The following is a 26,658-nucleotide window of genomic DNA, read 5'->3' on the forward strand; positions in this document are numbered from 1 at the left end:
GATGAAGGATAATATTTATGTTTTCATCTAAAGGATATTTAGGGGACAACCTTGTAAAGCTTTAAAATTTTTAGAAAAAGATATTTTTTTTAGAAAAAAAGACTCAGAGCTTATTCTGAGTCTTTATCACTGTGTTGCATATCCATTTTTTTCAGTCGAAATTCCCTTGGGGAGATTCCAACTGCTTCCTTAAACATTCTGCTAAAGTAATTTGAATTTTGATAGCCAGAAAGCAGCGAAATTTCCTTAACCGGTAAGGTGGTTTCTGTTAAAAGCCGTTTTGCCTCCTTCATTCGAATCCTTGTCAAAAAATCAGTAAAGCTCGAGCCCGTTTTTGTAATCAGCAGATGGCTAAAATAGGATGCATTTCGATCGACATATCGTGCAACATCTTCAAGTCTAAGATCGCTATTCGAAAAATTTGCCTCCATAAAGGCAATGCCGCGCTCAACCGGGTCTTGCTTAAAATTAAGAATACTTGCTTCGGCACCTAAAAATAATTTTTGTATGAAGAGGATGAGATTTTGCACCGTCCGATAAAGAACGGTGTCATATAAAATAGAATTAAATATATATCGGTATTCCCGTTCATAGCTTTGGTCTGCATCAAGATTATAGGTCATCATATACCTTCTTACTTGAGCAAGGATACTGGTTAATCGAATCCTTACTAAGCCAGGATCAGGATAACGCTGTTTTAATTGAAGAAATTCGTCATAAAGCCATTTTTTTATTTTTTCTAAGTCACTGTTGGCAAGCATGTCCACCCATTCGCGCTGCTCAGGAGGGGCCAGGAAAGGATCGATATGAACCCAATCGGGCGAATAATCAAGCTCAACTACTTGTTGGTATCCCTTATAATAAGTAAATTCGAGCATTTTTCTCGTTTGCAAATATTTTTGATTTAGCGTTAATGGTTCCGAGTTTCCCTTATTGACCACAATCGCAAGAGGTTCAGAGAATTCTTCGTCCCACTTTCTCATCGCTTTTTGACATTGTTCCTTTATATTAGAGCAGGTTTCCTTAAAGAGAAGAATCACCATGTCATTTACGGCAAAAATTCCGTGCATATCCTTGAAGGGATATTCTGTTAAAAAAGAATGCAAGGTAGGAATCGTCTCAATGCTTTCAGTTTGGAACGCAGCGATATGGTAGTTCTCTGAGTTCATGGTATGTGGGATAAATAAAGCTTCATAAGATACATCTTTATATGAATTAGAATGAAAATTACTATGTAACGTGTTTTTTTTGCCAAGCCTCCTCGATGCCTTTTGATAGGCTGACTTGACCTTGGTTGTCGAAAAAGGTTTGATCATTAACTCCAATGCCTGCATATCAATCGCGAGCCTTGCCTTTTCGAAGGTCGCTTCGGCACTAGTCAGCAGGAGAATGGGGTCATAAATCTGGATGAGCTCGCGGAAGCTGTACCATTCCTCTTTGCTGACCATATCCAGCTCCATCAGCACAATATCCGGGGATTCTTTTTCAAAAAGTACGATGAATTCTTGAAAATTCGATGCTAGAAAAATGTTGGTTACTGGAATAGAGGAAGTTTTCAGCAGCCACTTTAATCCTTCACGCTCGTTTAAATCTCGGTCGGCAATCAGCCATTTCCCTTCCATTCTTGCTCACCCCTTTCAGAAACATTATACATAAAAAAAGTATCCGGTGGTAAACGATAATAAAAAGTGAAAGAGGAGTGAGAATATGAGGAAATTTATTATTCTATTCATGGTCCTGATTGCTTTTTCAATAGATAACCCGATCTCAGCCCGCACACAGGAGCCGATAAAGGGGATTTATGTAAAAGCAGAAAACACACAAGGCCCAATTTTTGAAAAATTAATGAACCTAATCAACCAAACCGAATTGAATGCAATGGTTATTGATATTAAAGATGACCATGGCAATCTCACCTTTCAGCCCTCTAAAAATTCACCCTTTTATACGGACAGTCGTCCATATATTAAGAATCCATCTACATTAATGTTGACACTTAAGAAAAATAATATATATCCGATTGCCCGGATTGTCGTATTTAAGGATAATGTTTTGGCGAGCGCTAACCCCGATTGGTCGTTTAAAACTACAAATGGCATTTGGAAAAATTCACGGGGTGATTCGTTTACGAACCCTTTTGTCAAAAAGGTTTGGGACTATAATATCGGCATGGCGATTGAGGCAGCGAAAATAGGATTTAAAGAGATTCAATTTGACTATGTCAGATTTCCGGAAAAATTTTCAACCTTTGAAGGTACATTAACTTATTCCGGCCAAAAAGAAGGTAGCAATCGCGTTGCTTCCGTAACTGGGTTTGTTAAATATGCGAAGGAAAAATTGAAGCATTATGGCGTCAAAATGTCAGTGGATACGTTTGGAAATGCGACAGTAATACCTGAAGCACAAGGAATTGGCCAAAATTTCTCCCAAATTGCTGAGAATGTGGATGTCATTTCTGCGATGATTTATCCCAGCCATTGGACAGGGATTTTCGGAATCACTAAGCCTGATTTAGATCCTTATCGTCTTGTTTCCGAATATGCAAAGGTTGAAAAAAACCGATTAAATAAATTGGCCACCCCTCCTACTTCAAGGCCGTGGCTTCAGGATTTCACCGCTGCTTGGCTCGGTAAGGGGAATTATAAAGTGTATGGGAAACAGGAAATTGAGGATCAAATTCGCGCCCTTCATTCACAGGGCGTCAATGAATATTTATTATGGAACGCTGCAAACAACTATACACCAAATGTGGATTATACCCCGTATTAAATAGAAGTAAAAAGGGACAACTTCCCATTGGAGTGGGATTTGTCCCTTATCTTTTTTAAGTGGTTGGAGCGAATGGTTTGTGATCAAGTAAAGTATCTTTACTTAGCAGGTTTCTGACCTCATCAGGAACCCTTACCTTGCTTCTTAATTTTCGATCGATGATTGTAAGGACTGCCTCTGCCGAAACGACAAGTTCATGTTCATCTCTGATTATTTTTTGATTCAGTGTAAAGCTGGTATTCCCTACACGTTCAATCGTCGTTTTGATAAATAGCTTGTCACCTTGGAAAACTTCCTTTTTATAATCAACACTAATATGTACGGCTACTGCTTCGACACCAAGGAAAATACAAAAATGGTACCATTCCAACCTTGCCTGATCCAAGTATTCATATAGTTTCACATTATTTACATGACCTTTTTTGGATTCAGCAATGAGTTCTAATTCGGTGTAAGTCAATGGGACTCCTCCTTTCATTTAAGTTACTTCTTCCGTAAATATTCTTAGTTATACTGTATAACAATCTTTTAACTTATGGAAGAAAGAATCCCTTTTTACTAAATAAGAAAAAAACTGATCCTGTAAATAGATCAGCTTAAAGCGGTCTTTTCTCAATCTTTTTTACCCTTGAAAACATAATTCCCACAACTACACCGAAAATAATGGAAATAAACTTTATTGAACCCGTGGAAAGGGAGAGAAAATTTAGGGTCATTCTGTTGCTTTCATTAACCACTCTTAAAAGAATTCCCTCCATCAGAGGCTCATATATGATTAAACATGGTATAAGTACCAAGGGAACAGCCAGCCGATTACGATTAATCATTTTTTTGGTTAAAAATATAAAAATTATCGCAAATAGTATAGCGAAGCCATAAACAAACCAGTTCATATACTGAAGAGCACGGCCTGGCTGATTTAAATAAGCCAAAATAACGAGATAGACAATCCATAAAAATGAAACCATCACTGCTAAAACTTGTGTTCTAATTAAAAATTTCATACTAAGCTCTGCCTCAATTCCCTCTAAATTCATACACTTACCATAACCAAAAACAATCCAATTAACAATACTGACTATAACTATTTTTCAATAATAATTTAAATATTTCAAAAAAATATAAATGATTTTATTCATGCTATAATTTGTGTAAATCCAGAAAATACATATGTTCACGGGAGGCGGATTTATGGGGAATGAGGCACATTTAAAGAAAAATATTGGCTTCGCAGTTGCTACATCCTTGGTGGTCGGTACAGTAATTGGTTCTGGAATCTTCATGAAACCTGGAATCGTCATTTCTTCAACTGGCTCCTCAACTCTTGCACTATGGGCTTGGATTATTGGCGGAATCATTACTCTGGCAAGCGGTTTGACAATTGCTGAGGTCAGTGTGAAAATCCCCAAAACAGGCGGCCTGTATGCATATATTGAAGATGTGTATGGAAAGTTTTTGGGGTTCTTATGCGGCTGGGTTCAAACCCTGATTTACGGCCCTGCAATCATGGGGGCACTTGGTCTCTATTTTGGTACGCTTGTGGCGAACTTGTTTGGTTTCTCAGCGGAAAGCAATACCATCATAGGAATCGTAACCATACTCTTCCTTGGCTTTATGAATTTATTAGGCACACAATATGGTGGATTAATACAAAATATCTCTACGATTGGAAAGTTAATTCCGATCATTTTGATTGCCGTTTTCGGCCTTTTCCAAGGTGATGTTCAAATAATGAATATGGACAGCGGCGTCACACAGTCATTAAGCATGGGAGCAGCAGTCTTAGCAACACTTTGGGCATATGATGGCTTTATGAATGTAGGATATATGGCCGGCGAAATGAAAAACCCTAGCAAAACACTTCCTCAAGCCATTATTACTGGGATATTAATTGTTATTGCTGCCTACTTGACAGTAAACCTTGCCATGCTTCACGTACTGCCTGCAAGTAAAATTGTGGAATTAGGGCCGAATGCAGCAAGTTCAGCCGCTGCTATTCTATTTGGAAAAATGGGCGGAAACCTGTTATCCATCGGCATTCTCGTTTCTATTTTCGGCTGCTTAAATGGGAAAATTCTTACATTCCCGCGGATCCCCTATGCGATGGCAAAGGATGGATTCCTGCCAGCAGCAAAAGCCATGTCTTCGATTCACCCAAAATATAAGACGCCGGTGGGGGCAACCTTGCTGCAATTGGCTATCTCCATTATTATGATGCTTGCGGCAGATCCTGACCGTCTTTCTGATATAGCGATTTTTACAGTTTTCACATTCTATGCACTATCCTTTGTGGCCGTCTTCTTACTAAGAAAAAAGGAAAAATCCAACAATCAAAAACTTTACAAAGTTCCTTTATATCCGATTACACCAATCGTGGCCATTCTTGGCGCCTTATATATCATTGGCAGCACCGTCATAAACAAACCAATGGACGCATTCTTATCGATACTTGTAACCATAATCGGAATCCCAGTCTACTCAATATTAAAATCAAAACAACAAAAGCAACAACCACTATCCAAAGTAAGCTAACCCGCAATATAGGAATTGTCCACCCCAGGCGGACAAAAACACAAAAAGTGTCTTTCTATGGTGCCTGACACCACAGAAAGACACTTTTTAATTTTACTTATATTTTTTATTTAGCTTATGTCCTTGTACTTCAGGATCATTTCTTTTTCGATGTGGCTGGCTCGAATTCCAAATTTAGGTGTCATTGGGCGCACCGTTTCTCCGAGGAGGATTTTTATTGCCAGGTATGGGAAATTGATTCCTGAAAGGCAGCTAATGTGCATCCCGCCGCTCATCCTTGGATTGATCTCAAGGAGCTTAGGGACCCCGTTTCCATATTTCATTTGAATGTTGAACACATAGGGCAATTTATATTCCTCATGAAAATCACGAGCAAGATTCATTAATTCAAGGCTTTCCACTAACTCCCGTACCCGGCCATCCCCTTTCATCCTAGGAATTGCCGCATAGAGCTCGTTTTGGGACGACAAGCAATCAATACTATATTCTCTTCCATCCAAATATTCCATCACCATTAAATCTGGAAAGGATTCCTGCTGGCTAAAAATTTCACAAGCATATTTGTACGGAATCCGAAATCGAATCCCATGCTGGAGAAGCTGCTGAATGGAATCAACATCTTCCTTGATGACACGAAAACCATTTGCGCCTTCACCAATGACGGGTTTAAAACAAACTTCATGACCTTTTTCTTTCAAGGACTCATAAGCCATTTTAAAATCTTCGATATTATTGACAACGTGATAATCTGGAATTAAAAAGCTCGGTACCCTATTTGCTACGGATCGATAGGCAGCTGATTTATTGTCAACAGTTTCCATTATTTCATTATCTGGGCAAACCAAGACTTTTACACCTAATGCCTCAAACTCCGCCAAACGTTTCGAAATGAGCACATTTTCTTTTCGCGGAATAAAAAGATCAATCCCATGTCTCTGACAAAAATCAAGACAAAAAGCAATATATTCATCCCCTGACACTTCCGGCTCAATAAAGGCGTAATCACAATTTTGCAGATATAGCGCATCTTTATTAGGATGCGTACCATAAATAATAAATTTTCGACCCTCATCGTTCTCACGAATCAAATCCATATAATGCGAAACCGTTGTAAACCATCGATTAAACCAAATCTTCATATGAAACCTCTTTCATGTTGTAATTTAGGACTTTTCCATTATGTGCCAACAGGATTCATTTTATAACACAAAATATTATATTAAAAAATGAAAAACGCTCCTGCACAAGCAGAAACGTTTAAACAAAACTTTTTACATGATTGATTTTTGATGCAAAAATTTATTTCAGCAATATTATTACAATTTGCATTCAATTAAATATTCTCTTCACAAAATCCCCAATTTCCTGAATTGCTTTTCTTGCTTCCGGCAAAAATTCACCACTCATTTGCCAAACATGCCACATCCCATCCCAAACTTTAAAAGATACATCGACTCCAGCCTTTCTTGCCTGGACGGCGAGCAGCTCCGCATCACTTTGCAAAATCTCATGATTACCAACTTGGATAAACAATGGGGGCAATCCTGTTAAATCAGCAAAAACAGGTGAAATCAATGGATGATCAAGAGATTCCCTGCCTGCATATTCGCTCGCCACTTTCCAAACACCCTCTACATTCAAATATGGATCCAAATCTCTGTTTGTTTTATAGCTTTCACCGCTGCTTGTTAAATCTACCCATGGCGAAAGAGCAACAATCCCAGCAGGCAGCGGTTCATTCTGATCTCTTAAAACTAAAGCGACAGCAAGACTCAAGCCCCCGCCGGCAGAATCCCCTGCAACAATAATATTAGAAGCATGATACCCCTCTTCAAGCAGCCACCGATATATACGGACAGAATCTTCAATGGCGGCGGGAAAGGGATGCTCAGGTGCCAGCCGATATTCCGGGATCAAAACTTTCACCCCTGCTGCCTTCCCAATTCCAGCAGCAAGCGTGCGATGGGTTTGAACGGAGCAGTATTCATAACCGCCCCCATGTAAATACAGAATCACCTTATCATTCAGAGTGCCTTGAGAGGAAATCCACTCAGCATACATTCCTTCTATATGAATGGATTCCACTTTACTGTCTTTCGGCATCCTAAATCTTTTTGAAGCATCATCAAGTTTTTGCCGTCTTTCATCAATCCCCACTTCCAGCATCCGTTTGCCCATTACTCTTTTAACAGAAAGTTTAATTACTTTTTCTAAAAAATAACTTTTGAAACTTCGCATAATTCTTTCCCCTCTTTAAGACGACGATTAATATATATACATTATACTGGAAAAATCATTATTACATATTATTTCCAATATTAATTTTTCAAAGATTCCGTAAATATTTTATAACCCTTCTTCCATTTCTACCTTCGTGTAGTACAATTGAATTATCTGTACAACCGATCCGGAGGTTTTTCATGAATCGTCTTACTGACCACCTAATTATTATATCCTTTGATTGTCTCTCAGCTTTAGATTATCCCATCATTCAAGACCTGCCCCATTTTAAGACCATTCTAAATAACGGGGCCTACGTCCAGCATGTTGAATCCATATACCCATCTGTCACATATCCCTGTCATGCCACGATCGTAACTGGGAACTATCCTATCCGCCATGGAGTCATTAATAATACCCTGCTCCAGCCTGGAAGACTTTCCCCGGACTGGAATTGGTTCCGTGATTCCATTCAAGGAACAACCCTCTATGATGAAGTCAAAAAAGCAGAAATGACAACTGCAGCGCTATTATGGCCCGTTACGGCCAAGGCCAATATTGATTATAATATGCCAGAGATATTCGCCAACCGACCATGGCAAAATCAAATTCTTGTTTCTTTAATGAGTGGGACCCCTCGGTTTCAATGGGAACTAAACAAACGCTTCGGACATTTACGCAACGGTTTGAATCAGCCCGAGCTGGACGACTTTGTGCTCGAATCAGCAGTAGATACCATAAAAACAAAGAAGCCGAATTTAATGATGATTCACTTTACCGATTTAGATTCCCAGCGTCATTATCACGGTTTTTCCGGCGATGAAGCCATCGCAGCGATTCACCGCCACCATACGAGGCTCGGCAGAATCCTTGATGCAATAAAGGAGAGCGGAATCGAAGAAAACTCAACCATAGTAGTTTTAGGAGATCATAGCGCCTTGGATGAAAGTAAAGCAATACATCCAAATGTTCTTTTGAACAAGCAAAACCTCATCATCACCAATCCAAAAGGCAAAATAATTAATTGGAAGGCCTACTGTAAAAGTTGTGATGGCTCCGCATATATTTATCTTAAGGACCAGGAAGATCTAACTACAATCCGCGAACTCCAATCACTGCTAGATTCCCTGCTTCAAGATCCTGACTCCGGTATTGAAAAAGTTCTCACCGGTGACCAAGCAGCGGAAAAAGGGGCAGACAGTCAATGTGCATTTATGTTGGAGGCACGGAAGGGTTATTACTTTCTAGAAGATTATGAAGGAGAATATCTCAAATCAATTACACAAGAAGAAGTAACTCTCGATAAAAAATACACCCTGGCCACTCACGGATATTCACCGGAAAAAGAGAATTATGGAACCATTCTAATGGCAGCAGGAAAAGGGATTCGCCACATCACTCTCCCTGCTATCCGACTCATTGATGAAGGCCCAACCTTCGCAAGACTGCTCGGTGTCAGCTTAGGCGATACAGATGGAAGCGTGGTTGAAGAATTACTAGATTTATAAAAAAATAAAGGGGGATACGAGATGAGCCGGATGACCAAACAAGAAAAAAGCTGGGTTTTATTTGATTGGGCAAATTCCGCCTATTCAATTATGATCACCACAGCAGTTTTTCCTTTGTATTTTAAGGCAGCTGCCAAAGAGGCAGGACTTGCGGCGGCAACTTCCACAGCCTACTGGGGCTATGCCAATTCGTTTGCGACCCTGCTGATTTCCATTTGTGCACCTGTTTTGGGCAGCATCGCCGATTTCAAAGGGTTCAAGAAACGATTTTTCACCTTCTTTTTTGCTTTAGGCATTATTTTTACCTTATTACTGGCATTAGTCCCAAGCGACCAATGGTTAATCCTGCTAATCTGTTATATGGTTACGGTCATTGGCTTTGGCGGAACCAATATTTTCTATGATGCTTTTCTAGTCGATGTGACGACCGAGGAACGAATGAACCAGGTTTCATCAAAAGGTTATGCTATGGGCTATATCGGCAGCACGATTCCCTTCATTATTGGGATTGCACTGATCATTCTTGCTCAGCAAGAGATCCTTCCTCTATCCGTTTCTGTTGCAAGCCAAATCTCGTTTGCGATTACGGCGTTGTGGTGGGGATTGTTCACTATCCCGATGCTAAGAAATGTAAACCAGGTATACTATAAAGAACGAGTTCCAAACCCGATTGTGAATGGTTTTAAACAGTTTTTTAGCACTTTTTCCAAAATTAAATTATATCGCCCGTTATTTCTATTTTTACTTGCTTATTTCTTTTATATTGACGGGGTTAATACGATCATTACCATGTCAACCACATACGGAACAGATTTAGGAATCGATTCTCAAAGTCTATTAATCATTTTATTTGCTACTCAAGTCGTGGCTGCACCATTTGCGGTTTTGTATGGGAAACTTGCCGATAAATTTAATGCCAAGACCATGCTGCTCATCGGTATATTTGTGTATATCGTCATTTGTACTTATGCCTATTTCTTAAAAACGACGTTAGATTTTTGGATTCTTGCGATGCTTGTTGCTTCTTCACAAGGTGGAATTCAGGCATTAAGCCGCTCCTACTTTGCCAAGCTTGTTCCAAAAGAACATGCAAACGAATTTTTCGGCTTTTATAGTATCTTTTACAAATTCGCCGCCATCCTAGGCCCTTCTCTAATGGGATTTACAGCCTATGTGACAGGAAATACAAACAGCGGGGTATTCAGCTTAGTTGTCTTATTTATCATCGGCGGCCTAGTTCTCCTCCGGGTACCAGAAACAACCAACATCTCAAAATCAAATTCTATTTCTCAATAAAAACCTGACAATGACCTCGTCAACGCCGAGGTCTATTTTTTTTAAAAAAACATGGGGATTGTCACCATAATTCATATATATTTCTATATAATGTTTACAAACCGTTTTTCTTTTTGATTCGTTTATTTTTGTAAAGGGACCAGGGAAATGATGAGGGGGATTGCCTTTTTTATGCAAAATAAGAGTGATGTCGAATTGATGCAATTAATTAAAGAAAAACATCGACCTGCTTTAGAAGAATTATATGATCGCTATATTAAACTAGTATACTCGTTTAGTTTAAAAGCGACGAAGGATCCTGATAAAGCCAAAGTGATTGTCCAAGCTGTCTTTATGCGGATATGGACGTCAGAGACTGGGTATAATCCGGAAAAAGGCCAGTTTGTGAATTGGCTCCTTACCATTACACGAAATATCACCATTGACCATCACCGGAAAGAAAAAAAGGAATCTTCCTTTATCGCAATCGGACAGGACCAATTGGAGCAAATCCCAGGATACCCTGCCAATAATCCGGCTGAAATTGTGTCAAGAAAGCTGTTGAGAGAACAAATACAAAAAGCCTATCAATATCTATCAAACAGCCAAATTGAACTTATTCAGTGGCTATACTGGGAAGGCTATACGCTCCGCGAAATAGCGGATATGAAACAAGAACCAATCGGCACCATTAAAAGCCGGCTGCATCAAACTCTTAAAATCTTACGAAATCGTATGGTTACGGAGATGGGGGAATGAAAAAATGACAATTAATCACAGTTGTTCATTGTCCATTGAATTAGTCTCTTACTTGCTCGGAGAAGCAACAGAAGAAGAAATGGTTCTATTTGAAGAACACCTTTTAAATTGTTCAGATTGTCGCAATGAAGTCCAAGAAATGCGGGAGGCGTGGAATTTGATCCCTTTTAAATTGGATGATGTTGAAGTACCTTCTGAATTAAAGTCAGAAGTCATGAATGCCATTTTTCAAAATGACAACTCTAGTAACACCACCCCTGTGGAAAATAGACCTCGTCCAGAATCTAAACCGTTTAGACGTATTCGGCAAACCGTATTTGGAGCTGCTGCTGCAGTCCTTCTATTAACCTTTGGCGGTGTTTTGTGGAATAATTTTCAACTTAGGGAAGAGCTGGCAGAGGTAAAAGAAAAAACACAGCTCCCTGCTGAGGTCGTAAAAGTTTATTCATTAAAATCTGCGGATCCCGCTTCAAGCTCTGCACAAGGTAATGCCTGGCTCTATCAGCAGGGGGATACAAGACAGCTGGTGTTCAAGGTTCAAGGACTGGCCTCCACTCAAGGTTCAGAAGCCTATCAGGTTTGGTTAATCCATGACGGAAAACGAACCAGCTGTGGTACATTTCAAGTGGATCAGAACGGAAATGGCTTCCTCTCCTATCCCTTACATGAATATGACATAGCTTTTGACGCGATAGGTGTTTCGCTCGAACCAGATGCCAATGGAACCCAGCCCCGTGGGAAAAAGGTGTTGGGTACCTAGATGAAATAAAGCCCCAGATTCTCGGAAATGAGAATCTGGGGCTTTTTACTTAAGTATTTGGGTATTCCATTATTTTTTGGTACTGTTTGACGGGGATGTGATTACCCAGCCAACAGGGGCACCGCCAATCCCATGTGTTAATGTTCTGCCGTCAATAATGGCAGGCACCTGATTCGGAGCAATGGCCCCGTCTGTTGTCACGTTATTGTAAATACTCCACTGATTAACATCCTTATCTTTAAAGCTGAACATAACTGGTTTATTAAACTTACCAATAATCTCATTTGTCTTTGAATCTATTACTCTAAAAGCAAAATTCATAATCACGGTTTGACCGGAAGGAGCATTTGCCTGGAAGTTATCATTATCCCCTTCCAGCACCTGAAATTTCACATCATTATTAAATGCTCCTTCTGGTATATCAATTTTTATTCCGCTATGACTAATTTTCGCCGCTTCCCCTGCTTCGATTTTCTTTTCTGCCACTACTTTCGGAAATCCTAATTGCGTGAAATCAGGCACTCCTGCAGCGAATGCCACTGCACCAAACAAAAGCATAAAAATTAATGATAATACTGTTACTAGTGTAAAACGAATTTTCATTAACAGACATCTCCTTCGTATATCGTATTGGGCTTTCGTTATAAGTTAACGAAATGTTCGCCTATACGGTTCGAAGAAAATTAAAAAAATTCCCATGCACAGAAAACTTGCTTTACTATACATGGGAAAAAATCTAATCAATTTTATTTACGTACAATTGATACATTCTCTTTAATACCGCCAGAGCTTGATACGATCTTAAGGGTACTACCCGCAACAAACGATGGACCAGTATCTCTAAACCTGAATGCACCTAAAGTATCAACGTCAGCCGTTCCTATTACCTTCTCGTTCTTATTTGGATCAACCAGATAAATGGTAACTTTAACTCCAGGTCCTAATACATTTGAAGTACCATCCACCCTCCATGTCGATAATCTTGTACGGAATTCTGCAGTAACATTGGAAATAATATCTGGTTTAGCGGAAATGGTAACTGCTTTGGTTGACTCGACTATCTTTCCATTCGCGCCCTTAACTTGTAGTTTGAATGTGTATTTAACATTTTTCTTTGGCATCATAAACGTTGGCTTAGCTGGATTATTCATATCCATTGTTACTTTTGGATTACTATCTGTCTGGATCCAAGTGTAATCGATGGCATTTTGTGATTTACTGCCGTCCAAGGTGACTTGTGTACCTTGATCAACATTTTGATTTGGTCCAACATCTGGTACTGGGTCTGGAATCGCCACATCCTCCACCGTCACTTTTACTGTACTTGTGGATGTGACTCCATTAGGATTTGTCAGCTTCAGTTGAAATTCCAACACACCCATTCCAGTTGCCGCGGTAAACGTTGGAGTTAACGTATCGGCACCAGTTAATTTAACTGGGGTAGCTCCAGGTGATAATTGAGTCCATTCTATTGTAGTAGTGCCTGGTACAACACCAATCGATTGCTTGCCATCCAGTGTAACTAAATTACCCACCTTAACTGTCATTGGAGTCCCAGCATTTGCTAAAAGCGGTCCATATGGATCCCCATCAATATCAACCGGAATGGTGACCTCCCCACCATTTGACGACTTTATCGTTATGGAAGGCGGTACATAACTCGTAGGTATCTCCACACCACTCTCGGTGATAACTCCAGTGAAACCTTTAGCGGTAAGCTCTGGCTTTTTCACTTGATCACTTGATACAGCTTTAACAAAGAGGGAATTATTCGCTATATTATAAGTTGCTGACCCCGTTATTTTATCCAAAGGTTTTATATCCTTTTTGACAGTAACAGGTTTGTCGGTTGTATTCGTTACTGTTATTAATGGCGGCGTATCCCCTGTAAAAGGGATTCGTGCAAAATATTTGCCATTCGCCCCCCTCATCCTGATAGGCAGATCTCCTGGTTTATTTGTGGTAACATCAATGGCGTATGTTTTATCCTCTTCAGTTGAAGCAAAAACATCGACTGTGCCCCCATCTAATGCTTTGCCATCTTGATCAACATTACGGCTATACGTTGCCCTTACAACATCTACACCTGCTTTAGTCGCTAATTTCCCCATCAGACTAAACTGGTCTGTTTCGGCACAGTTGTCACCACAAGGTCCTTTTCCAATTCCGACACCTTCCACTTTAAAAAAGTTCTGATTATTATAGCCGCCGGTAATTGTATGATCCGTGTTCGGGTCTCCAACATAGCCTGCAGGTGCATCCTTATCCCATTTTAAAAATCGTCCGATACGACTGTTCATGGCCGCAGTAAAGCCGCCAGTGGTACCAATGTCTTCTACAAATCTAATTTCCCCATTTGTTGGATCTTTTTTATCGGCTGCTGTAGCTACCAATTTATCAACCCCATATGGATGGGTGATGGTGTAAGTGTTTCCTGTCACTAGTCCATCAATTCGAAAACGAACTCTTCCGAAAACGATCTGGTCGCCATCTTGTGGGATTCCATTGGCCCAAGAGGCTTCTAGCGCAAAGGTTCCAACAGCTCTGCCTCCATTTGGAAGATCGATTACTGAACTTGCCAACTGGTAAAAGGCTTCTTCTGGAAAATTATTATTTTTGAGAGAAATGGGCTCATCTGGTCTAGGAATCTCCTCAGGTATTAATGCGCAATTAGGGTCGTTTACATCAAGACAAAGTTGCAGCCTAGTATCAGCGCTGTCTTTGTACCATACAGGAAATCCATTATCCTCATCGATTGGCCCGTATGATTTCAATTTAAAATCTGGCTTTTGAATCGTTTCGGCTTTAGCCCAAAAAATACCTCCGCTAAGCACGACTAGCACTGTTAATATCATGATAAATAATCGTTTTAAGGGATTTCTTTTCCGCTCCACTTTTTTTCCGGAATGAATATTTTTTCTAGGTTCCAACTTTAACCGCCCACCTTTTCAAATGGAAATATTGTTGAGAAAAATTACTTCAACATGGGGAAATCAAATAACCTTATCTCTTACTTCAACTGGGTTACTGAAACCTGGATATTCTTTTCCTATCTTATTTATTTCGATTCTTACATTTTGAAACAAAGGTTCTAGGAAACTCAAATCCTCATTTTTTATCTCTAGATATTCGTTAGGCTGCATGGTTTTATAGCTAAACATGTGACCAGTTTTATTAAGCTCTTTCTTTTTACTCCATAGCGTTTTTACTCTTGTTGGACTGGTTATTATTTCCTTGCTATATGGCGATTCATTTCCATAACGGTCGACCGCGGTAACTGTATAATAATAATTTTTCGGCAGCAGCGGGTCTGTTTCAGTAAACGAATTTGTATTGATAATCTCCCTGTTCACCTTTTTAAAATCCTTTTCAAGAATCGCTTTCCGATAAATGTTGTAACCAACAATATCTTTATTTGCAGAGCTATCCCAAACAATGGTTTTTGATTGTTTCCCTTCTCTAACATTTAGAGGTGGACGAGGCTGACGGTCAGGCAGGGAAAGTAATTGACTTTTCGGCTTGTCATGTATGCGAAGTATCCCCCATAAGCCGCCCTCCAAATATCGTCTCAGCTTCATCTCGCGATAGAGATAATCACCTGCCGGATTTAAGAAACCTTCTTTTTGAATTGGAATAATATCGAGCGATTCTCCGGTAGTCAGCGATCCTTGACTAGATACAAGCTTGGAATTAGGATCAGTCCACTGATAACGCCAGCGATTGCTATGAAGCGTAAAGACACTTCCTCTTGAACGGTCTGCTGTCTGCATCACTCTTAAACGAATTGGGTCCCCTACATAGCCTTCCGGAATCGGAGTTGAAGGGTCACCATGAATAACCGAGCTGAATACAAGTGACTTGTCTGGGTTGACAGCCAAACGGTGTTTAAACGGCTCAGAGCTATAATTGATCCCCTTTTCACCACGATCTTCCATATCGGCATGTTCACCCGTTTTAGGGTCTACTTCACCAGGCGTTGGCGCACTCCCATCTTTTCCAATTGTAAAAAGTCCATCTGAAAACATAAGCGCTTGTTCCCTAAAATCAGGTTTATCAGGGACGATGATATCAGCACGCGCGCCGGATAATAAGGTTTTCCTGGTCACCGGATTTCTGTACTGGGAACCCTTCGGTTCTATGATGAGCGACCCGTAGGCGCCATGCAATCGATGACTGCGAATGTCTCCATAATCATAAAGGATCGTCCCCCCGTACTCTTTGTCTGCATACCAATTATAGGTAATCGTTTCTCCCGGACCAATGGTTTGATCGTAATTATAGCCTATGGTTGCACCATCCGACCCCTGTACATCGTATTGCACCATTTGCGGGTGTAAAGAAACACGGTTTGAGTTTTTCCAATTAACCTGTCCGGCCATTAGCAGGTCTGGGTCATCCTTATTTACTGGCGGTTTAAAGGGCAAGTTGTTTTTCAACGTCACTTGAATGCATTCGCCTTCATTTGCCCGGATAACAAGGGGCTCGGCACTCTTTTGGCCCTTGAGAATGGCAGAAACATCCTGGGTTAACGCAAACATGATTCCAAATGGATCATGGTCCCCCGATTTGTTGTACTGGATATCCTTCATAAAGGCAGTCACATCAAATTTTTTCACCTGTGCCGAAGGCGGGCATGGATTGCCGGTACTCTTCGGTTTTAGCGGATTACGATTGTTTTTTTTCATTTGTTTCACTTTTTCTGGGTCTGTTTTCGTTTTCATTACCGGACGGTCCGGCAGACTCTTCAGACTGGCATTTTGTTCGCCCCAAACCCGGACAAATCCCCATAATCCGCTCCATAAATCCTCGATTGGCTGGGAAGACCATAGATAATCACGTTGTTTAACACCAACCGGATTCGGCTGAATATCCATAGAAAACTGTTCTGACATCCCGATGGATTGTGTAGAGGTTATCTCTGAATCCTTGTTTCCCGATTCTTTTTTCCAATTCAATCCATGGACATTAAAGTTATGCTGTGTTTCATGAGCGCCTTGAATTAACCGGACTTTAATCGGATCCCCAGGGTAGGATTCAATAATAGGTGTTTGTGGGTCACCATGAACCCAGGAACTGAATACATAGGCTGGATCCCCATTATTTCTTCTAAAAAATGGTTCATTTGAGTAATTGACGGCTGCATACCCATGGGCTTTATAAACTTCCGAAGGATCTGCCTCTAGAGGTAGTAATTTTCCGTTTTTATCCCACATCCGGGCAAAATCGTGATATATGAGGACCTGCTCACGAAAATCCTCTTTATTAGGCGGGACAATCATGGCTTCCGTTCCTGATTGAATTTCCAGTCCTGTCTTGGGATTTAGCCATTTTGAGCCTTTAGGTTCTACTATTAATGACCCGAACGTTCCGTGGAAGCCTTTTTCGCCAGCAGACATATGGTCATGGAAGAAAATATTCCCCTCTTCATCGGCATACCAGCGATAACGAATTTTTTCACTCGGAAGAACACCTTGATTATAGTTCCAGCCGACTGCAGTTCCATCTGATCCAAGCGGATCAAAGCCGACAAAATGGATATGGATTGAAAGCCTATTAGGCTCTTTTGCCTTATACAAATGGTTTTCCAATGTCACTTCGACGCAGTCCCCTTCATTGGCGCGAATAACAAGAGGGCGGGGCCTCAAAGTTCCGTTTAAGACCTTGGCCTCATCTTCGGCCAGGACATACATCCGGCCTTCCTTGTCATGATCTCCTGCATTATTGTAGACAATGTCCGTTTCAATCCCTACAATGTTATATTTTCGAACGGGTGCATTCTTTGGACATCGGTCAAAATTGGGAGCTCCTGGAACCAAAGCCCCTAAAGCTGCCTTTTCACCCTCAGTTGGCGGACGCAAGTCAGGATCCGGCGGCTTTGGAGCTTGTTTCCCTAATTCTCCAGGAATGTATTTCGGAAATCCTGGGTTCGCTTCGGTTGGACTTTCTGGAGGCTTTCTGTCTTTAAGCGGCAATAAATCAGGTTGTAATTTATCAAAAACCCTCAACAGTCCCCACATTCCTTGTAAATAATGAGGAAACAAATGACAATGCCATAAATAATCACCGGGTGCCCCTTTACCATCCTGAATATAGCCAGCACTATTGGTCAAATCGAGCGTTTCGGCACTCCCGATATTCAAGGTTTCTGAGTCCACCGTATTTGTCTTTTTCGTTTCACTTTTCCAGCGGTGCCCATGGAGATGAAACACATGGTTTTCATCTTGATTGGCCCCAATTATTCTAAATTTAATCGGATCACCAATGTAGGCAGGGGTAATAGGGGTTGCAGGATCCCCATATACCCATGAAGAATAGAACATCGTCGCATCTTTTCCATCTTTGGTTAATGCGTTTTGCATTCGTTCATCCAATGGCTCTGCCCGGTAATTTACCGCATATAACTCTTTTTCGATTCCATTCACTTCCTTCCCGTCTCCATCTGGCGGCTCTGGAATAGGGTTTTCTTCCTCTTGCGGTTTAGTTGGAGCAGGTGTGGTGCTGCCGGCAATTGCGTCAATACCATCATGAAAAAATAAAGCATATTCTCGAAAATCTGGTTGATTTGGGAGTTCAATATTGGCGTATAGACCACTCTTTATCTCTTCCCCCGTTTGCAGGTCCGTCCATTTGGCTCCTTCTGGTTCAACAATTAATGCACCGAATAAGCCATCTCCCATTGTTCCTTTTCCGTGGGCAGGGTCGGTAAAATAAGTAAAGTCTGCACCATTGGTAAAAAGGAAGGTACCTTCTTCATCGGCATTCCAGCGGTAGCGGATTTCCGAATATGGCGCTGCTGTAGAATCAGGATTATATCCAGCACTCGTCCCATCCGAACCCTTTACGTCATACCCGACACCTTGGATATGGATAGAAGCCTTCTCTTTTAACTTATTGGTAAAAGCAACCTCAATACAATCACCCTTATTCGCCCGGATGGTAAGAGGCTGAACTTCTTTGACTGGTTTGCCTGGATTTCTTGCAATCGAACTTTGTATATTTTCAGCTTCTTCTTTTAAGGCATAAATCTTGGCATCTGGATCATGGTCACCAAATTTGTTGTAAACCATATCTATATTGAGAGCAATTATTTCGAAATAACGAACACGCGAGCCTTTTTCACATTTATTTTGTAAATTATTTGTCAGTTCAGTTAAGGTTGGGGTTCCGCCCTGCACAGCATTTGTTCGTAAAATGGTATAGTTTTGTTTGTTTGTTTGTGATGGATCATGATGGTTGGATGAAGAGACTTCGGCACTTGAAAGACTTTGATTGGAGGCAGCTACTCTTTTTGGTGCCTGGCCAGTCTTCTCAAGGGCAATTATTTGCGGCGGCTGAGATGATTTCATGATGATACCAACAGATATCGCAGAAATGGTCAATAAAATAATTAAGCTAAATATAAGTAAAAACCGGGACTTTTTATTCAATATTTGACCACTTCACCCTCTATTAATTTGATAAAAGTTTCCCAATAAGGAGTTTAAAATCAATAGCATAAATAATTGATTAAAACACTACAAAAATTTATATGTTCAGGACTTATCTAATATTACTTTTATCATCCTTTCGCCTATATTGTTATAGTTACAGTGAACATTAGTCCTAAATATATTGTGAGAATAAAACTAATAGCAAAAACAATAGCAAAGGCAGTGCTCTTTTTTTTAAAGCTAATAAGGATAAGAGATAAAAATAGAAGAGAAATAAACATTAACAATGCTGAAGGGAGGGTAGGTGCAAGTTCTGTTTGGCTGAAAGGAATCATATTTTTTGCCAGAATCCAATCCATCCAAGTTTGTTTAGCCCCTGTGGAAAAACCGTTGGTCACTTCATTCGGCGGGGATAAAGTTCCTAGTACCCCGGTGCAAAAGAATACAATCAATAAAATAATACTTTCAGCTCTTAACCATGGCCTGGGATTGAAGTTTGACAGCTTCATAGATTGTTTGGAAAGAAAGCCGTTTATGAAAGCAAAAGCTAAGACAGGAATAATACTGATGTGTTTTAAGAGTAACATCCTTCCGTAGGGTACCTGCCAGCTATTTAAATATTGCCCGCTTTTCATAACAAAAAACATTAGAAAAAATCCGCTTATGACAATAATGATGAAACTTACCATGGCAAGTGGTGTGAACCAGCGTAAAAAGCTTGGCCAATTATCCCGGTCCCGGGAAAACCAGCCTACATTTAGTAAAACCCCTGCCCAAATCGTCATCATGAGGAAGTGAATTGTATGGGCCATTATTCCCAGCCAGTATGTCAGGGATGCCGCATGACCAGCATTCCCATTTGCAAAAATCATTAATAGGAGCCACTGCGCCCGAAAAAATTTAGATCCATTTACATAAATGGTGACCCATAAACACAGAGAAAAAAGACATAAAAATATCCACGCACGGCCAATTTGAAAGCCGGTTATGACAGAAACTGTGGCAGATAGTAAGCCGAAATTGTTTTTATAATAAAGGATAGCTTGTAAAATCGGGGCAAAGGTAAAAACGATGATTCCAAGTGCGCAAAGCAGCAAAGCAGGTTTAGAAATAAAAGGATTAGGTCTTTTGTTTTCCGGAACAAACAGCAATACAACATGCCCCACCAATATGGAAAACAATAAATACTGTCCAAATTCAGTAAAGGGAATCAGGTAGCTCATTGCTTGCTCACTTCTTTCTAAATGACAAAATTACTGTCAATCCTAGAATGAATAAAAAGCCGATGATTAACGTTGCAATCTTCCAACTTGAATTCTTTTCCTGTGGCTCTAAACTGCTTTTTTCTATTTTTTCCTTATTGTTAGTAACAGCAGGCATGATTGGTTTATCCTCATCAAGGGTAATCTCCTCTTGATTAGCAGCAGGAGTATTCTGGTTCTGATCGACTTGCTCCCTTTGAACCTGAAATTTTATTTCACCTGTGACAGGATGTCCATCATTTCCGGCTATATTCCATTGAATAAGGTAGGACCCATTTTCCAAGGGTTCCTGTAATGTCCCTATCATTTTTTCCGTCTGAATTTGAACCTGCTTAATATGAATTTCCTTACCATCTTTTAGGAGTTTCATTGTACTTAAATTTTCAATTTTTTCCTCAAAGTTCAGCGTAAACTCTTTTAGTTCGTCTGAAATAATCCCTCCTTCCGCCGGGGTGGAAGCTGTTAGCTGCGTATGCGCACTCGCAATAGATGGGATCAACAAAAAAACAATGAAAAATAATACGATAAATTTGTTTATAAAATGTACCCCCTTCTATCTTCCTAGGAATAAAGAAAGATTATCTATTTTAATTCTCACAATCTTTTACAAATTTTCTCTAAGTTAGAAAATTCTGATAAATATATTTATTCAAGATAGAAGAAAACTAGTACAAATGTCCTAAAAAAGCCCTCCCATCTACTGGGAGGCTGTCTGCCAACGGTTACTTAATTGTAATCGGAATCCTGCCATTTAAAAGAAAAGCATCGCTCAAATGATGTCGATATTCTACTTGAGCAAAAGTATTCATTAGTTTTTCAGTCCTGAATAACACATCACACCTCTGAGCCGTACTCATCTCAAACGGAGTACCTGCCTTAAGCGTGTAAGGATGATTATATTTACCAAAAGGGGGAACACCGAAGGAACGTCCATCACAGGCAATCACAACGACATCTACCGGGAACGTAATTCTAATCTTCACATATGCGGCACATAGCATGCGTACCAGGACTGTCTGGTTTATCTTTGCATTGATGGAAACCTGCATTCCCTCAACCCCGCTATTATAGGCGGCAGGGATGGTCACACCAGGTCTTATTGTTGCAGTCCCCCCAACACGGCCAGGGAAGTATTCACCAGTAACAACAAAATAATCTGGATTGTAATCATTAAAGGCAAAGAAATTGTATTTTCCAGAGTCATTAAAGTGAAAATCATCATTGACACCCGGCTGATCCCCATGTTCAGGGAAGGTCTGGTGTGCATCTTGTGCCTGTTCACGCCAAACGGAATCAATATCGTCAATGACCCATAAGGCCTCAACATCATAAGGAACCGTCATCGCATGTGGATCCCCGCTTTCAAGACTGCCGCCAACAAATCCAGGGAATTTAGGGAAATTTGAAAGATTTGCGGCTGTCCGGCGAGGGTAACCCCCTACATTCTTCCCATCCTTCGGGTCATACGCATCAGGCGGCTCAATGATAAGAAACCCATATAAGCCATATTCAAAATGCTGAAGGGTGTTCCTATGACAATGGTAAAAGTAACTGCCAATATGATTCGGCTGCCATTGATAGGCGTAGTCCCCTACCTCCATGGAGCAGTGCCCCACCCCATCATTCATCGCAGTAGGTTCAATGCCGTGCCAATGAACGGTATGTGGCGGCTGCCCATGTCCTTTAACTTGGCCATGATAAATAACACCACGGGGGACACGGATCGTTGGGCCTGGAAAGATTCCATCTGCAGCTTCCGGGACATCAGGATTGGCAATAAGAAAGAATTCCAGTTTCTTGCCGTCCCACGTTTTTAATTCCGTTCCATGCATTAAGTCAACCCGTTGCGTGTTCGGTATCATCATGGAGGCACCCGGAACATTTGCTGCAACAAAGGCAGGTACAGGATTTGTCGGCGCTAAGAGTTCCGGAGTAGGCGGACTGGTCTTTGGTGGATTAAATGATTTTACCCAGCTGGCTTCATGGCCTTTTACTGACCTTCGTGGGATTTGATAACCTGGTTTTGATGACGACATACCATTTCTCCTTTGTCCATTCATAAATATTTTTCTAAACTATGAATCTATTTCCTAGTTTCCGTGTAATTGGTGTTCATTCTTTACGGGATCGGTGTTAGTCGGGTTATTAATTATCACCGTTCTTGCATTTGTCTTTGTGGTATTGGATGTCATGGTATGGGATCCATCCATGCCCATTTCTGGTCCTGCAGCCCCTCCTGTTTCTACCGGACCATGATAGGTTGGAGCATTCGGAAAAGTCGTTACTCCTCCAGGTGTATTCCGATCTCCAATAAAATGAATTCCACTCATCATTCCCAATCCGTAATTCCCGCCCTGCGAAGATTGGCTTGCTTCCGAGTGGTCATGCATTGGATAACAAATTGGTGATAATTGAACAGCGAGATCATAATCACCGACCTTTTCACCAATGTCTGGCAAGTGTATGTTCAATTCCTCCGTTGGCGGCCACACCAGGTGAGGGGTAGAACCGACAATCCTTGGATTCGGGATTGACATTAATGGTTTATCAGGAAGCCCGATTCCACGCTCATTCGGAACATCAGGCGGACGAATATACGGAACGGCCCATTCATAGATCTCCAGCGGATCAACCGTTAAAGTATCCATCCAAATCGGATTCTCCTGAACAACGCCATTTACACCAATTCGGTAGACGTGGTTTGCATGAATGTGTAAAGAATGCATGGATAGCCCTGCGTTTAAAATCCTAATTACAACTGGTTCTCCAACCCTATGGTTTGGAGTAATATAAGGATTATGGGCGGCGAACCAGCCTGAATGTCCATTAATTGTGAAGAATTCAGGTTTTTTGTTTAATCCATCCGGTCTGTAACGGTCATATTGAAAAGCTTTCATGAATTGGGCAGCCGGATAATCTTTTCCAGGTGTATATTTCCCTACCTCTTCAAACAAACGGGAGCTTGCTTCATGAAGTATCCAAATATATTGTCTAAATGCAGGGGTATGGGTGGCATCATCCCCTTGCTCCCAGGCTAATCCTGGGAAATGTTCAGTTGAACCAAAATCATCGAATAGCTGCTGTACTGCTGGAGTCGGATTTGAGTAAGGGGTATATTTATGCCCACTCGCTGCCGCTATAGGAATGACTACTAATGCCCCGTGAAGTCCCATCACTCGGTTCACAGGTGCGTTTAAATTGTCGTAATATAAATAACTCCCCGCTGTTTGTGGGGTAAATTCGATTGTTTTTGTTTCTCCTGGACGAATGGGCCCACTATCTACCAATCCGCTTATGTAAAACGCATGAGGTTCATCGAGGGAATTGGTTAATGTAACTTTTACTGTATTGCCAGCCGTTGTAAAAATATGAGGACCTGGAACCTCCGCTGGTAAATTTTTCTCTTTGTAGAACCAAAAATAACATTGTGCCTTGTTTATTGAATTGTGCGTCGCCATATCCTTTACTGCATCCGTTATGGTAAAATTAAGTTCCTGAACTTGTTTTGTAGTGGTGGCTAGCAGCGGGTTTTTGGAGATCCATGAAGGCATGACGCTCCCTACAATTAATGATGCAATGCCGCCCCCCGCATACTTTACAAAATCTCTTCTCTTCATGTTTTCCTCCTTTACGCACATTAAAGATCAGATTTTTTCCTTTTCCTCATGGTGGAATATGGGCCGTCATCTGTAAGGTCAAACCTCTCTATCAAAAATACCCCAAAAGGACTATTTCATATCCTGGAGTCAATACTTTCATTTCACTTTTTGGATTTTATTTCTATCTGACGGTACTTTATAACTATTCAGTGCTACTTGGGAAAATTCCTAATTAAATTTTGAAAGTTTTATAGGTCTATTCTACTATTATTAAAAATAGAATGACCCCGGTTTTATTTACCGAGGTCATTTATTTTACTTTATAATAGGTATCTGAATAGCCTTCTTTCGAATTTGGAGCTTGTTCAACCAAGAAAAGAAGTTGGGATTGTTTTCGTGGATAAGCATACGCCTGATAGGTTTCACTTAAAAAATTATAAGTAGTCTTCTTAATGGCAAAATCATGATGGTATTTTTCTTCTAAATATTTTTCCATATTCATCTCTTGTTGTTTTTTCTCCCAAGGCGTTCCATAAAATTGTGAGTATACGTAAAAGCTAATTCCTAGTAAAAGCAAGGATACCAACCATAAAATTATTTTTGTGGCCTTAATATACCTCACCTCACAATTATCTGAATATTTAAAATATAATATTCGACCTTTTTTTGAATTATTCCTTCTCACTTCGCATTAGGGATGACAGAAATATTCAAAAAAAAAAAAACGAACCCTCAGGCTCGTTTTGTTATTATCATTATTTTACATCGTATCCCTGGTCATCAATGGTTTCTTTAATCGTGCTTAAGGAAACGACGTTCGTGTCGAATTCTATATCTACTTGGCCCTTGTCAAGTTTAACAGCCACTTTTTTAACACCTTGAAGAGCTCCGACGCTGCCCTCTACCGCTTTGACACAATGACCACAAGACATTCCGCTGACATTTAACGTTACATTTTCCATTTTGATTCCTCCATTATTTTTTCATTAATTTTTGGATTGTTGTCAGGACCTCATCCAGAACTTCATAATCCCCATCCTGGATTCGCTCCACGACACAGCTTTTCATATGTCCTTCAAGTAATACTTTGGCAACACTATTTAGCGCTGATTGGGTGGCGGAAATTTGGTTGATTACGTCATCACAGTACGTATCTTTTTCGATAAGTCCTTTAATACCGCGAATTTGGCCTTCAATCCGGTTTAGCCTTGTAATCAGATTGGTTTTAACTTTATCTGAATGGTGGCTTTTCCGGTGGTTCCCTTCAGGTTCACAGCAGGATTCTTCTTCTTTGCCAAGATCTAAAGACATAAAAACCGCCTCCTTTTTCGCCATTATATCATACCCCAGTACCGTAATTCGATGAAGATACCGTGACATTGTCTGTACGAATTCATTATATTAATTTATTTGAATCACATACTTTTCTTTCCTCCAATCTATTTGGAATTTCTTTATTATTTATCTCATTCTTCTATACTATACCCCCCTACCCTATTTTGTCAATAAAAAATAAAATATTTTTCTAAATTATTTTCAAATTACGTTCTGTTAAATTTGTTGTTGATTTGCGCTCCAGGCGCGAGCGGTTCGCGGGCGTGCCGGAAAGCCTCCTCGTCGCTTCGCTCCTGCGGGGTCTCCCCTGCCCCGTACTCCCGCAGTAGTCTTCGCGCCTTCCGCTCCAATCAACAAGTGTAAAATGTCAACAGTGGTCTTAAACACAACATTTCAATAAAAAAAGAGCTAACAGATAGCTCCTTCACTTCTTCATAACCCCCACAATTATCGCACCAATAATGGTCCCTATAGTGGCAGAGCCAAGAATCATAAAATAAATAATGTCTCCCAATGCCGACATGTCTTGCCCAGGAAAGATCCAAGCTTTTATTCCCGTAATGAATGTACCCATTAGGAATAGGATGGCAGGAATCCACATTGCCCATTTGGACTTAAATTTCATCAAAAGGAATGGTAATAAGAGTCCAAAAAGAAAAATTATGAAAAGGAACATAGGCCTTCTTCCCTTCAATTGTTTACTATCCTGTTTCTATATTAGACGTTTTTATGATTTGACTGTTTCATTATTCAAGATTGTCCTAATGCCCATTTTTAACAAAACATGCTCTTAAAGGAAGGATTTGGTTCAATCTTTAAGCATGCACGAGGTATTTTATTGAGGTTCCATCTCATTCCAATATATCCCTCCTTACACCTTTATATCGACTTTGTGCATTCAAAATCTGAATGCTAAGATTAAAACTGTGCACGACAAAAAAATCGCTCAAAGCGAAATTAACCGGAGGGATTCGTTATTCATTATTTAAAGCTGAATTACACAAATGAAATGGAAAAAGCGATGATGAAAGCCCATGGAGTTTGTTACGAGGTTTATCGAAGGAACCATCGAGTCAGGATGAAGGTTGAACAACGAAGAGAGCGAGAGCATCAAAAATACCAGCGCATACTTACAGAATTAGATCGGAAATTACACATTAACTATATTGAAAAAAGAGCGAACGGGTTCAGGTTTTGAAGGACTGAGTA

The 26,658-nt window shown here is 40.4% G+C and carries 23 protein-coding genes; 7 read left to right on the plus strand and 16 right to left on the minus strand.

The features are described 5' to 3' along the window. Positions 1–110 precede the first annotated feature (110 nt). Positions 111–1,622, minus strand: a complete 1,512-nt coding sequence (locus AC59HZ_RS09515; RefSeq protein ID WP_496545564.1) for a helix-turn-helix domain-containing protein — start codon at positions 1,620–1,622, stop codon at positions 111–113. An 85-nt stretch (positions 1,623–1,707) separates the two neighbouring features. Between AC59HZ_RS09515 and AC59HZ_RS09520 the strand changes: the two genes are divergently transcribed. Beyond that, positions 1,708–2,769, plus strand: a complete 1,062-nt coding sequence (locus AC59HZ_RS09520; RefSeq protein ID WP_496545565.1) for a putative glycoside hydrolase — start codon at positions 1,708–1,710, stop codon at positions 2,767–2,769. A gap of 55 nt (positions 2,770–2,824) precedes the next feature. On the opposite strand, the gene AC59HZ_RS09525 is transcribed toward AC59HZ_RS09520, so the two are convergent. Next, positions 2,825–3,229 carry an acyl-CoA thioesterase gene (locus AC59HZ_RS09525; protein WP_496545566.1) on the minus strand — a complete coding sequence of 135 codons (405 nt, stop codon included), beginning with the start codon at positions 3,227–3,229 and terminating at the stop codon, positions 2,825–2,827. A gap of 136 nt (positions 3,230–3,365) precedes the next feature. Further along, positions 3,366–3,773, minus strand: coding sequence for a hypothetical protein (locus AC59HZ_RS09530; protein WP_496545567.1), 408 nt, complete (start codon positions 3,771–3,773; stop codon positions 3,366–3,368). Positions 3,774–3,960: 187 nt separating this feature from the next. On the opposite strand from AC59HZ_RS09530, the gene AC59HZ_RS09535 reads away from it, so the two are divergent. Further along, positions 3,961–5,301: an APC family permease gene (locus AC59HZ_RS09535; protein WP_496545568.1), complete on the plus strand. Its 1,341-nt coding sequence runs from the start codon at positions 3,961–3,963 to the stop codon at positions 5,299–5,301. A gap of 110 nt (positions 5,302–5,411) precedes the next feature. Here AC59HZ_RS09535 and AC59HZ_RS09540 read toward each other — a convergent pair whose 3' ends face one another. Together AC59HZ_RS09540 and AC59HZ_RS09545 are read right to left on the minus strand one after the other, a co-directional pair. Beyond that, positions 5,412–6,440: an ATP-grasp domain-containing protein gene (locus AC59HZ_RS09540; RefSeq protein WP_496545569.1), complete on the minus strand. Its 1,029-nt coding sequence runs from the start codon at positions 6,438–6,440 to the stop codon at positions 5,412–5,414. A gap of 190 nt (positions 6,441–6,630) precedes the next feature. Then, positions 6,631–7,539 carry an alpha/beta hydrolase gene (locus AC59HZ_RS09545; RefSeq protein ID WP_496545570.1) on the minus strand — a complete coding sequence of 303 codons (909 nt, stop codon included), beginning with the start codon at positions 7,537–7,539 and terminating at the stop codon, positions 6,631–6,633. 182 nt (positions 7,540–7,721) lie between these two features. Between AC59HZ_RS09545 and AC59HZ_RS09550 the strand changes: the two genes are divergently transcribed. From AC59HZ_RS09550 to AC59HZ_RS09565, 4 genes are all read left to right on the plus strand, one after another. After that, positions 7,722–9,029 (plus strand): alkaline phosphatase family protein, encoded by a 1,308-nt coding sequence (locus AC59HZ_RS09550; protein WP_496545571.1) that lies wholly within the window; start codon positions 7,722–7,724, stop codon positions 9,027–9,029. 21 nt (positions 9,030–9,050) lie between these two features. Next, complete coding sequence (locus tag AC59HZ_RS09555; RefSeq protein WP_496545572.1) at positions 9,051–10,325, plus strand: MFS transporter; 1,275 nt, start codon at positions 9,051–9,053, stop codon at positions 10,323–10,325. A 171-nt stretch (positions 10,326–10,496) separates the two neighbouring features. Beyond that, positions 10,497–11,063: an RNA polymerase sigma factor gene (locus AC59HZ_RS09560; RefSeq protein WP_496545573.1), complete on the plus strand. Its 567-nt coding sequence runs from the start codon at positions 10,497–10,499 to the stop codon at positions 11,061–11,063. Positions 11,064–11,067: 4 nt separating this feature from the next. Next, on the plus strand, positions 11,068–11,823 hold the full coding sequence (locus tag AC59HZ_RS09565) for an anti-sigma factor (RefSeq protein WP_496545574.1): 756 nt from the start codon (positions 11,068–11,070) through the stop codon (positions 11,821–11,823). A gap of 69 nt (positions 11,824–11,892) precedes the next feature. Here AC59HZ_RS09565 and AC59HZ_RS09570 read toward each other — a convergent pair whose 3' ends face one another. The 11 genes from AC59HZ_RS09570 to AC59HZ_RS09620 all read right to left on the minus strand — a co-directional run bounded on the left by AC59HZ_RS09570 (position 11,893) and on the right by AC59HZ_RS09620 (position 26,050). Then, positions 11,893–12,426, minus strand: coding sequence for a hypothetical protein (locus AC59HZ_RS09570; protein ID WP_496545575.1), 534 nt, complete (start codon positions 12,424–12,426; stop codon positions 11,893–11,895). Positions 12,427–12,569: 143 nt separating this feature from the next. Continuing rightward, positions 12,570–14,753: a PKD domain-containing protein gene (locus AC59HZ_RS09575; protein WP_496545576.1), complete on the minus strand. Its 2,184-nt coding sequence runs from the start codon at positions 14,751–14,753 to the stop codon at positions 12,570–12,572. Positions 14,754–14,816: 63 nt separating this feature from the next. Next, the gene (locus AC59HZ_RS09580) at positions 14,817–19,250 is read right to left on the minus strand and encodes a multicopper oxidase domain-containing protein (protein WP_496545577.1); all 4,434 of its coding nucleotides are present in this window, start codon (positions 19,248–19,250) and stop codon (positions 14,817–14,819) included. Between the two features lie 143 nt (positions 19,251–19,393). After that, complete coding sequence (locus AC59HZ_RS09585) at positions 19,394–20,476, minus strand: CopD family protein (protein WP_496545578.1); 1,083 nt, start codon at positions 20,474–20,476, stop codon at positions 19,394–19,396. A 7-nt stretch (positions 20,477–20,483) separates the two neighbouring features. Continuing rightward, a complete protein-coding gene (locus AC59HZ_RS09590; protein ID WP_496545579.1) occupies positions 20,484–21,014 on the minus strand; it encodes a copper resistance CopC family protein in 531 nt (176 codons plus the stop codon). Positions 21,015–21,237: 223 nt separating this feature from the next. Next, positions 21,238–22,551, minus strand: coding sequence for a multicopper oxidase domain-containing protein (locus AC59HZ_RS09595; protein WP_496545580.1), 1,314 nt, complete (start codon positions 22,549–22,551; stop codon positions 21,238–21,240). Positions 22,552–22,605: 54 nt separating this feature from the next. After that, entirely contained in the window at positions 22,606–24,132 is a 1,527-nt protein-coding gene (locus AC59HZ_RS09600; RefSeq protein ID WP_496545581.1) for a multicopper oxidase domain-containing protein, read from the minus strand. A gap of 292 nt (positions 24,133–24,424) precedes the next feature. Next, entirely contained in the window at positions 24,425–24,799 is a 375-nt protein-coding gene (locus tag AC59HZ_RS09605; protein ID WP_496545582.1) for a YfjL-like protein, read from the minus strand. 70 nt (positions 24,800–24,869) lie between these two features. After that, a complete protein-coding gene (gene copZ / locus AC59HZ_RS09610; RefSeq protein WP_496545583.1) occupies positions 24,870–25,076 on the minus strand; it encodes a copper chaperone CopZ in 207 nt (68 codons plus the stop codon). 13 nt (positions 25,077–25,089) lie between these two features. Then, positions 25,090–25,425, minus strand: coding sequence for a metal-sensitive transcriptional regulator (locus tag AC59HZ_RS09615; RefSeq protein WP_496545584.1), 336 nt, complete (start codon positions 25,423–25,425; stop codon positions 25,090–25,092). A gap of 448 nt (positions 25,426–25,873) precedes the next feature. Next, complete coding sequence (locus AC59HZ_RS09620; protein ID WP_496545585.1) at positions 25,874–26,050, minus strand: hypothetical protein; 177 nt, start codon at positions 26,048–26,050, stop codon at positions 25,874–25,876. Positions 26,051–26,470: 420 nt separating this feature from the next. Here AC59HZ_RS09620 and AC59HZ_RS09625 point away from each other — a divergent pair, with 420 nt between their 5' ends. Beyond that, positions 26,471–26,647: a YuzK family famiily protein gene (locus AC59HZ_RS09625; RefSeq protein WP_496545586.1), complete on the plus strand. Its 177-nt coding sequence runs from the start codon at positions 26,471–26,473 to the stop codon at positions 26,645–26,647. The last annotated feature ends 11 nt before the right edge of the window (positions 26,648–26,658 follow it).

It is taken from the genome of Neobacillus sp. DZ-9 (assembly GCF_059587065.1).

Coding starts and splice junctions, on each gene's coding strand:
- AC59HZ_RS09585 (WP_496545578.1), bottom strand. CDS start 20,476: ATGAGCTACCTGATTCCCTTTACTGAATTTGGACAGTATTTATTGTTT.
- AC59HZ_RS09550 (WP_496545571.1), top strand. CDS start 7,722: ATGAATCGTCTTACTGACCACCTAATTATTATATCCTTTGATTGTCTC.
- AC59HZ_RS09560 (WP_496545573.1), top strand. CDS start 10,497: ATGCAAAATAAGAGTGATGTCGAATTGATGCAATTAATTAAAGAAAAA.
- AC59HZ_RS09520 (WP_496545565.1), top strand. CDS start 1,708: ATGAGGAAATTTATTATTCTATTCATGGTCCTGATTGCTTTTTCAATA.
- AC59HZ_RS09530 (WP_496545567.1), bottom strand. CDS start 3,773: ATGAAATTTTTAATTAGAACACAAGTTTTAGCAGTGATGGTTTCATTT.
- AC59HZ_RS09540 (WP_496545569.1), bottom strand. CDS start 6,440: ATGAAGATTTGGTTTAATCGATGGTTTACAACGGTTTCGCATTATATG.
- AC59HZ_RS09625 (WP_496545586.1), top strand. CDS start 26,471: ATGATGAAAGCCCATGGAGTTTGTTACGAGGTTTATCGAAGGAACCAT.
- AC59HZ_RS09545 (WP_496545570.1), bottom strand. CDS start 7,539: ATGCGAAGTTTCAAAAGTTATTTTTTAGAAAAAGTAATTAAACTTTCT.
- AC59HZ_RS09555 (WP_496545572.1), top strand. CDS start 9,051: ATGAGCCGGATGACCAAACAAGAAAAAAGCTGGGTTTTATTTGATTGG.
- AC59HZ_RS09615 (WP_496545584.1), bottom strand. CDS start 25,425: ATGTCTTTAGATCTTGGCAAAGAAGAAGAATCCTGCTGTGAACCTGAA.
- AC59HZ_RS09515 (WP_496545564.1), bottom strand. CDS start 1,622: ATGGAAGGGAAATGGCTGATTGCCGACCGAGATTTAAACGAGCGTGAA.
- copZ (WP_496545583.1), bottom strand. CDS start 25,076: ATGGAAAATGTAACGTTAAATGTCAGCGGAATGTCTTGTGGTCATTGT.
- AC59HZ_RS09595 (WP_496545580.1), bottom strand. CDS start 22,551: ATGTCGTCATCAAAACCAGGTTATCAAATCCCACGAAGGTCAGTAAAA.
- AC59HZ_RS09570 (WP_496545575.1), bottom strand. CDS start 12,426: ATGAAAATTCGTTTTACACTAGTAACAGTATTATCATTAATTTTTATG.
- AC59HZ_RS09620 (WP_496545585.1), bottom strand. CDS start 26,050: ATGTGGATTCCTGCCATCCTATTCCTAATGGGTACATTCATTACGGGA.
- AC59HZ_RS09565 (WP_496545574.1), top strand. CDS start 11,068: ATGACAATTAATCACAGTTGTTCATTGTCCATTGAATTAGTCTCTTAC.
- AC59HZ_RS09535 (WP_496545568.1), top strand. CDS start 3,961: ATGGGGAATGAGGCACATTTAAAGAAAAATATTGGCTTCGCAGTTGCT.
- AC59HZ_RS09600 (WP_496545581.1), bottom strand. CDS start 24,132: ATGAAGAGAAGAGATTTTGTAAAGTATGCGGGGGGCGGCATTGCATCA.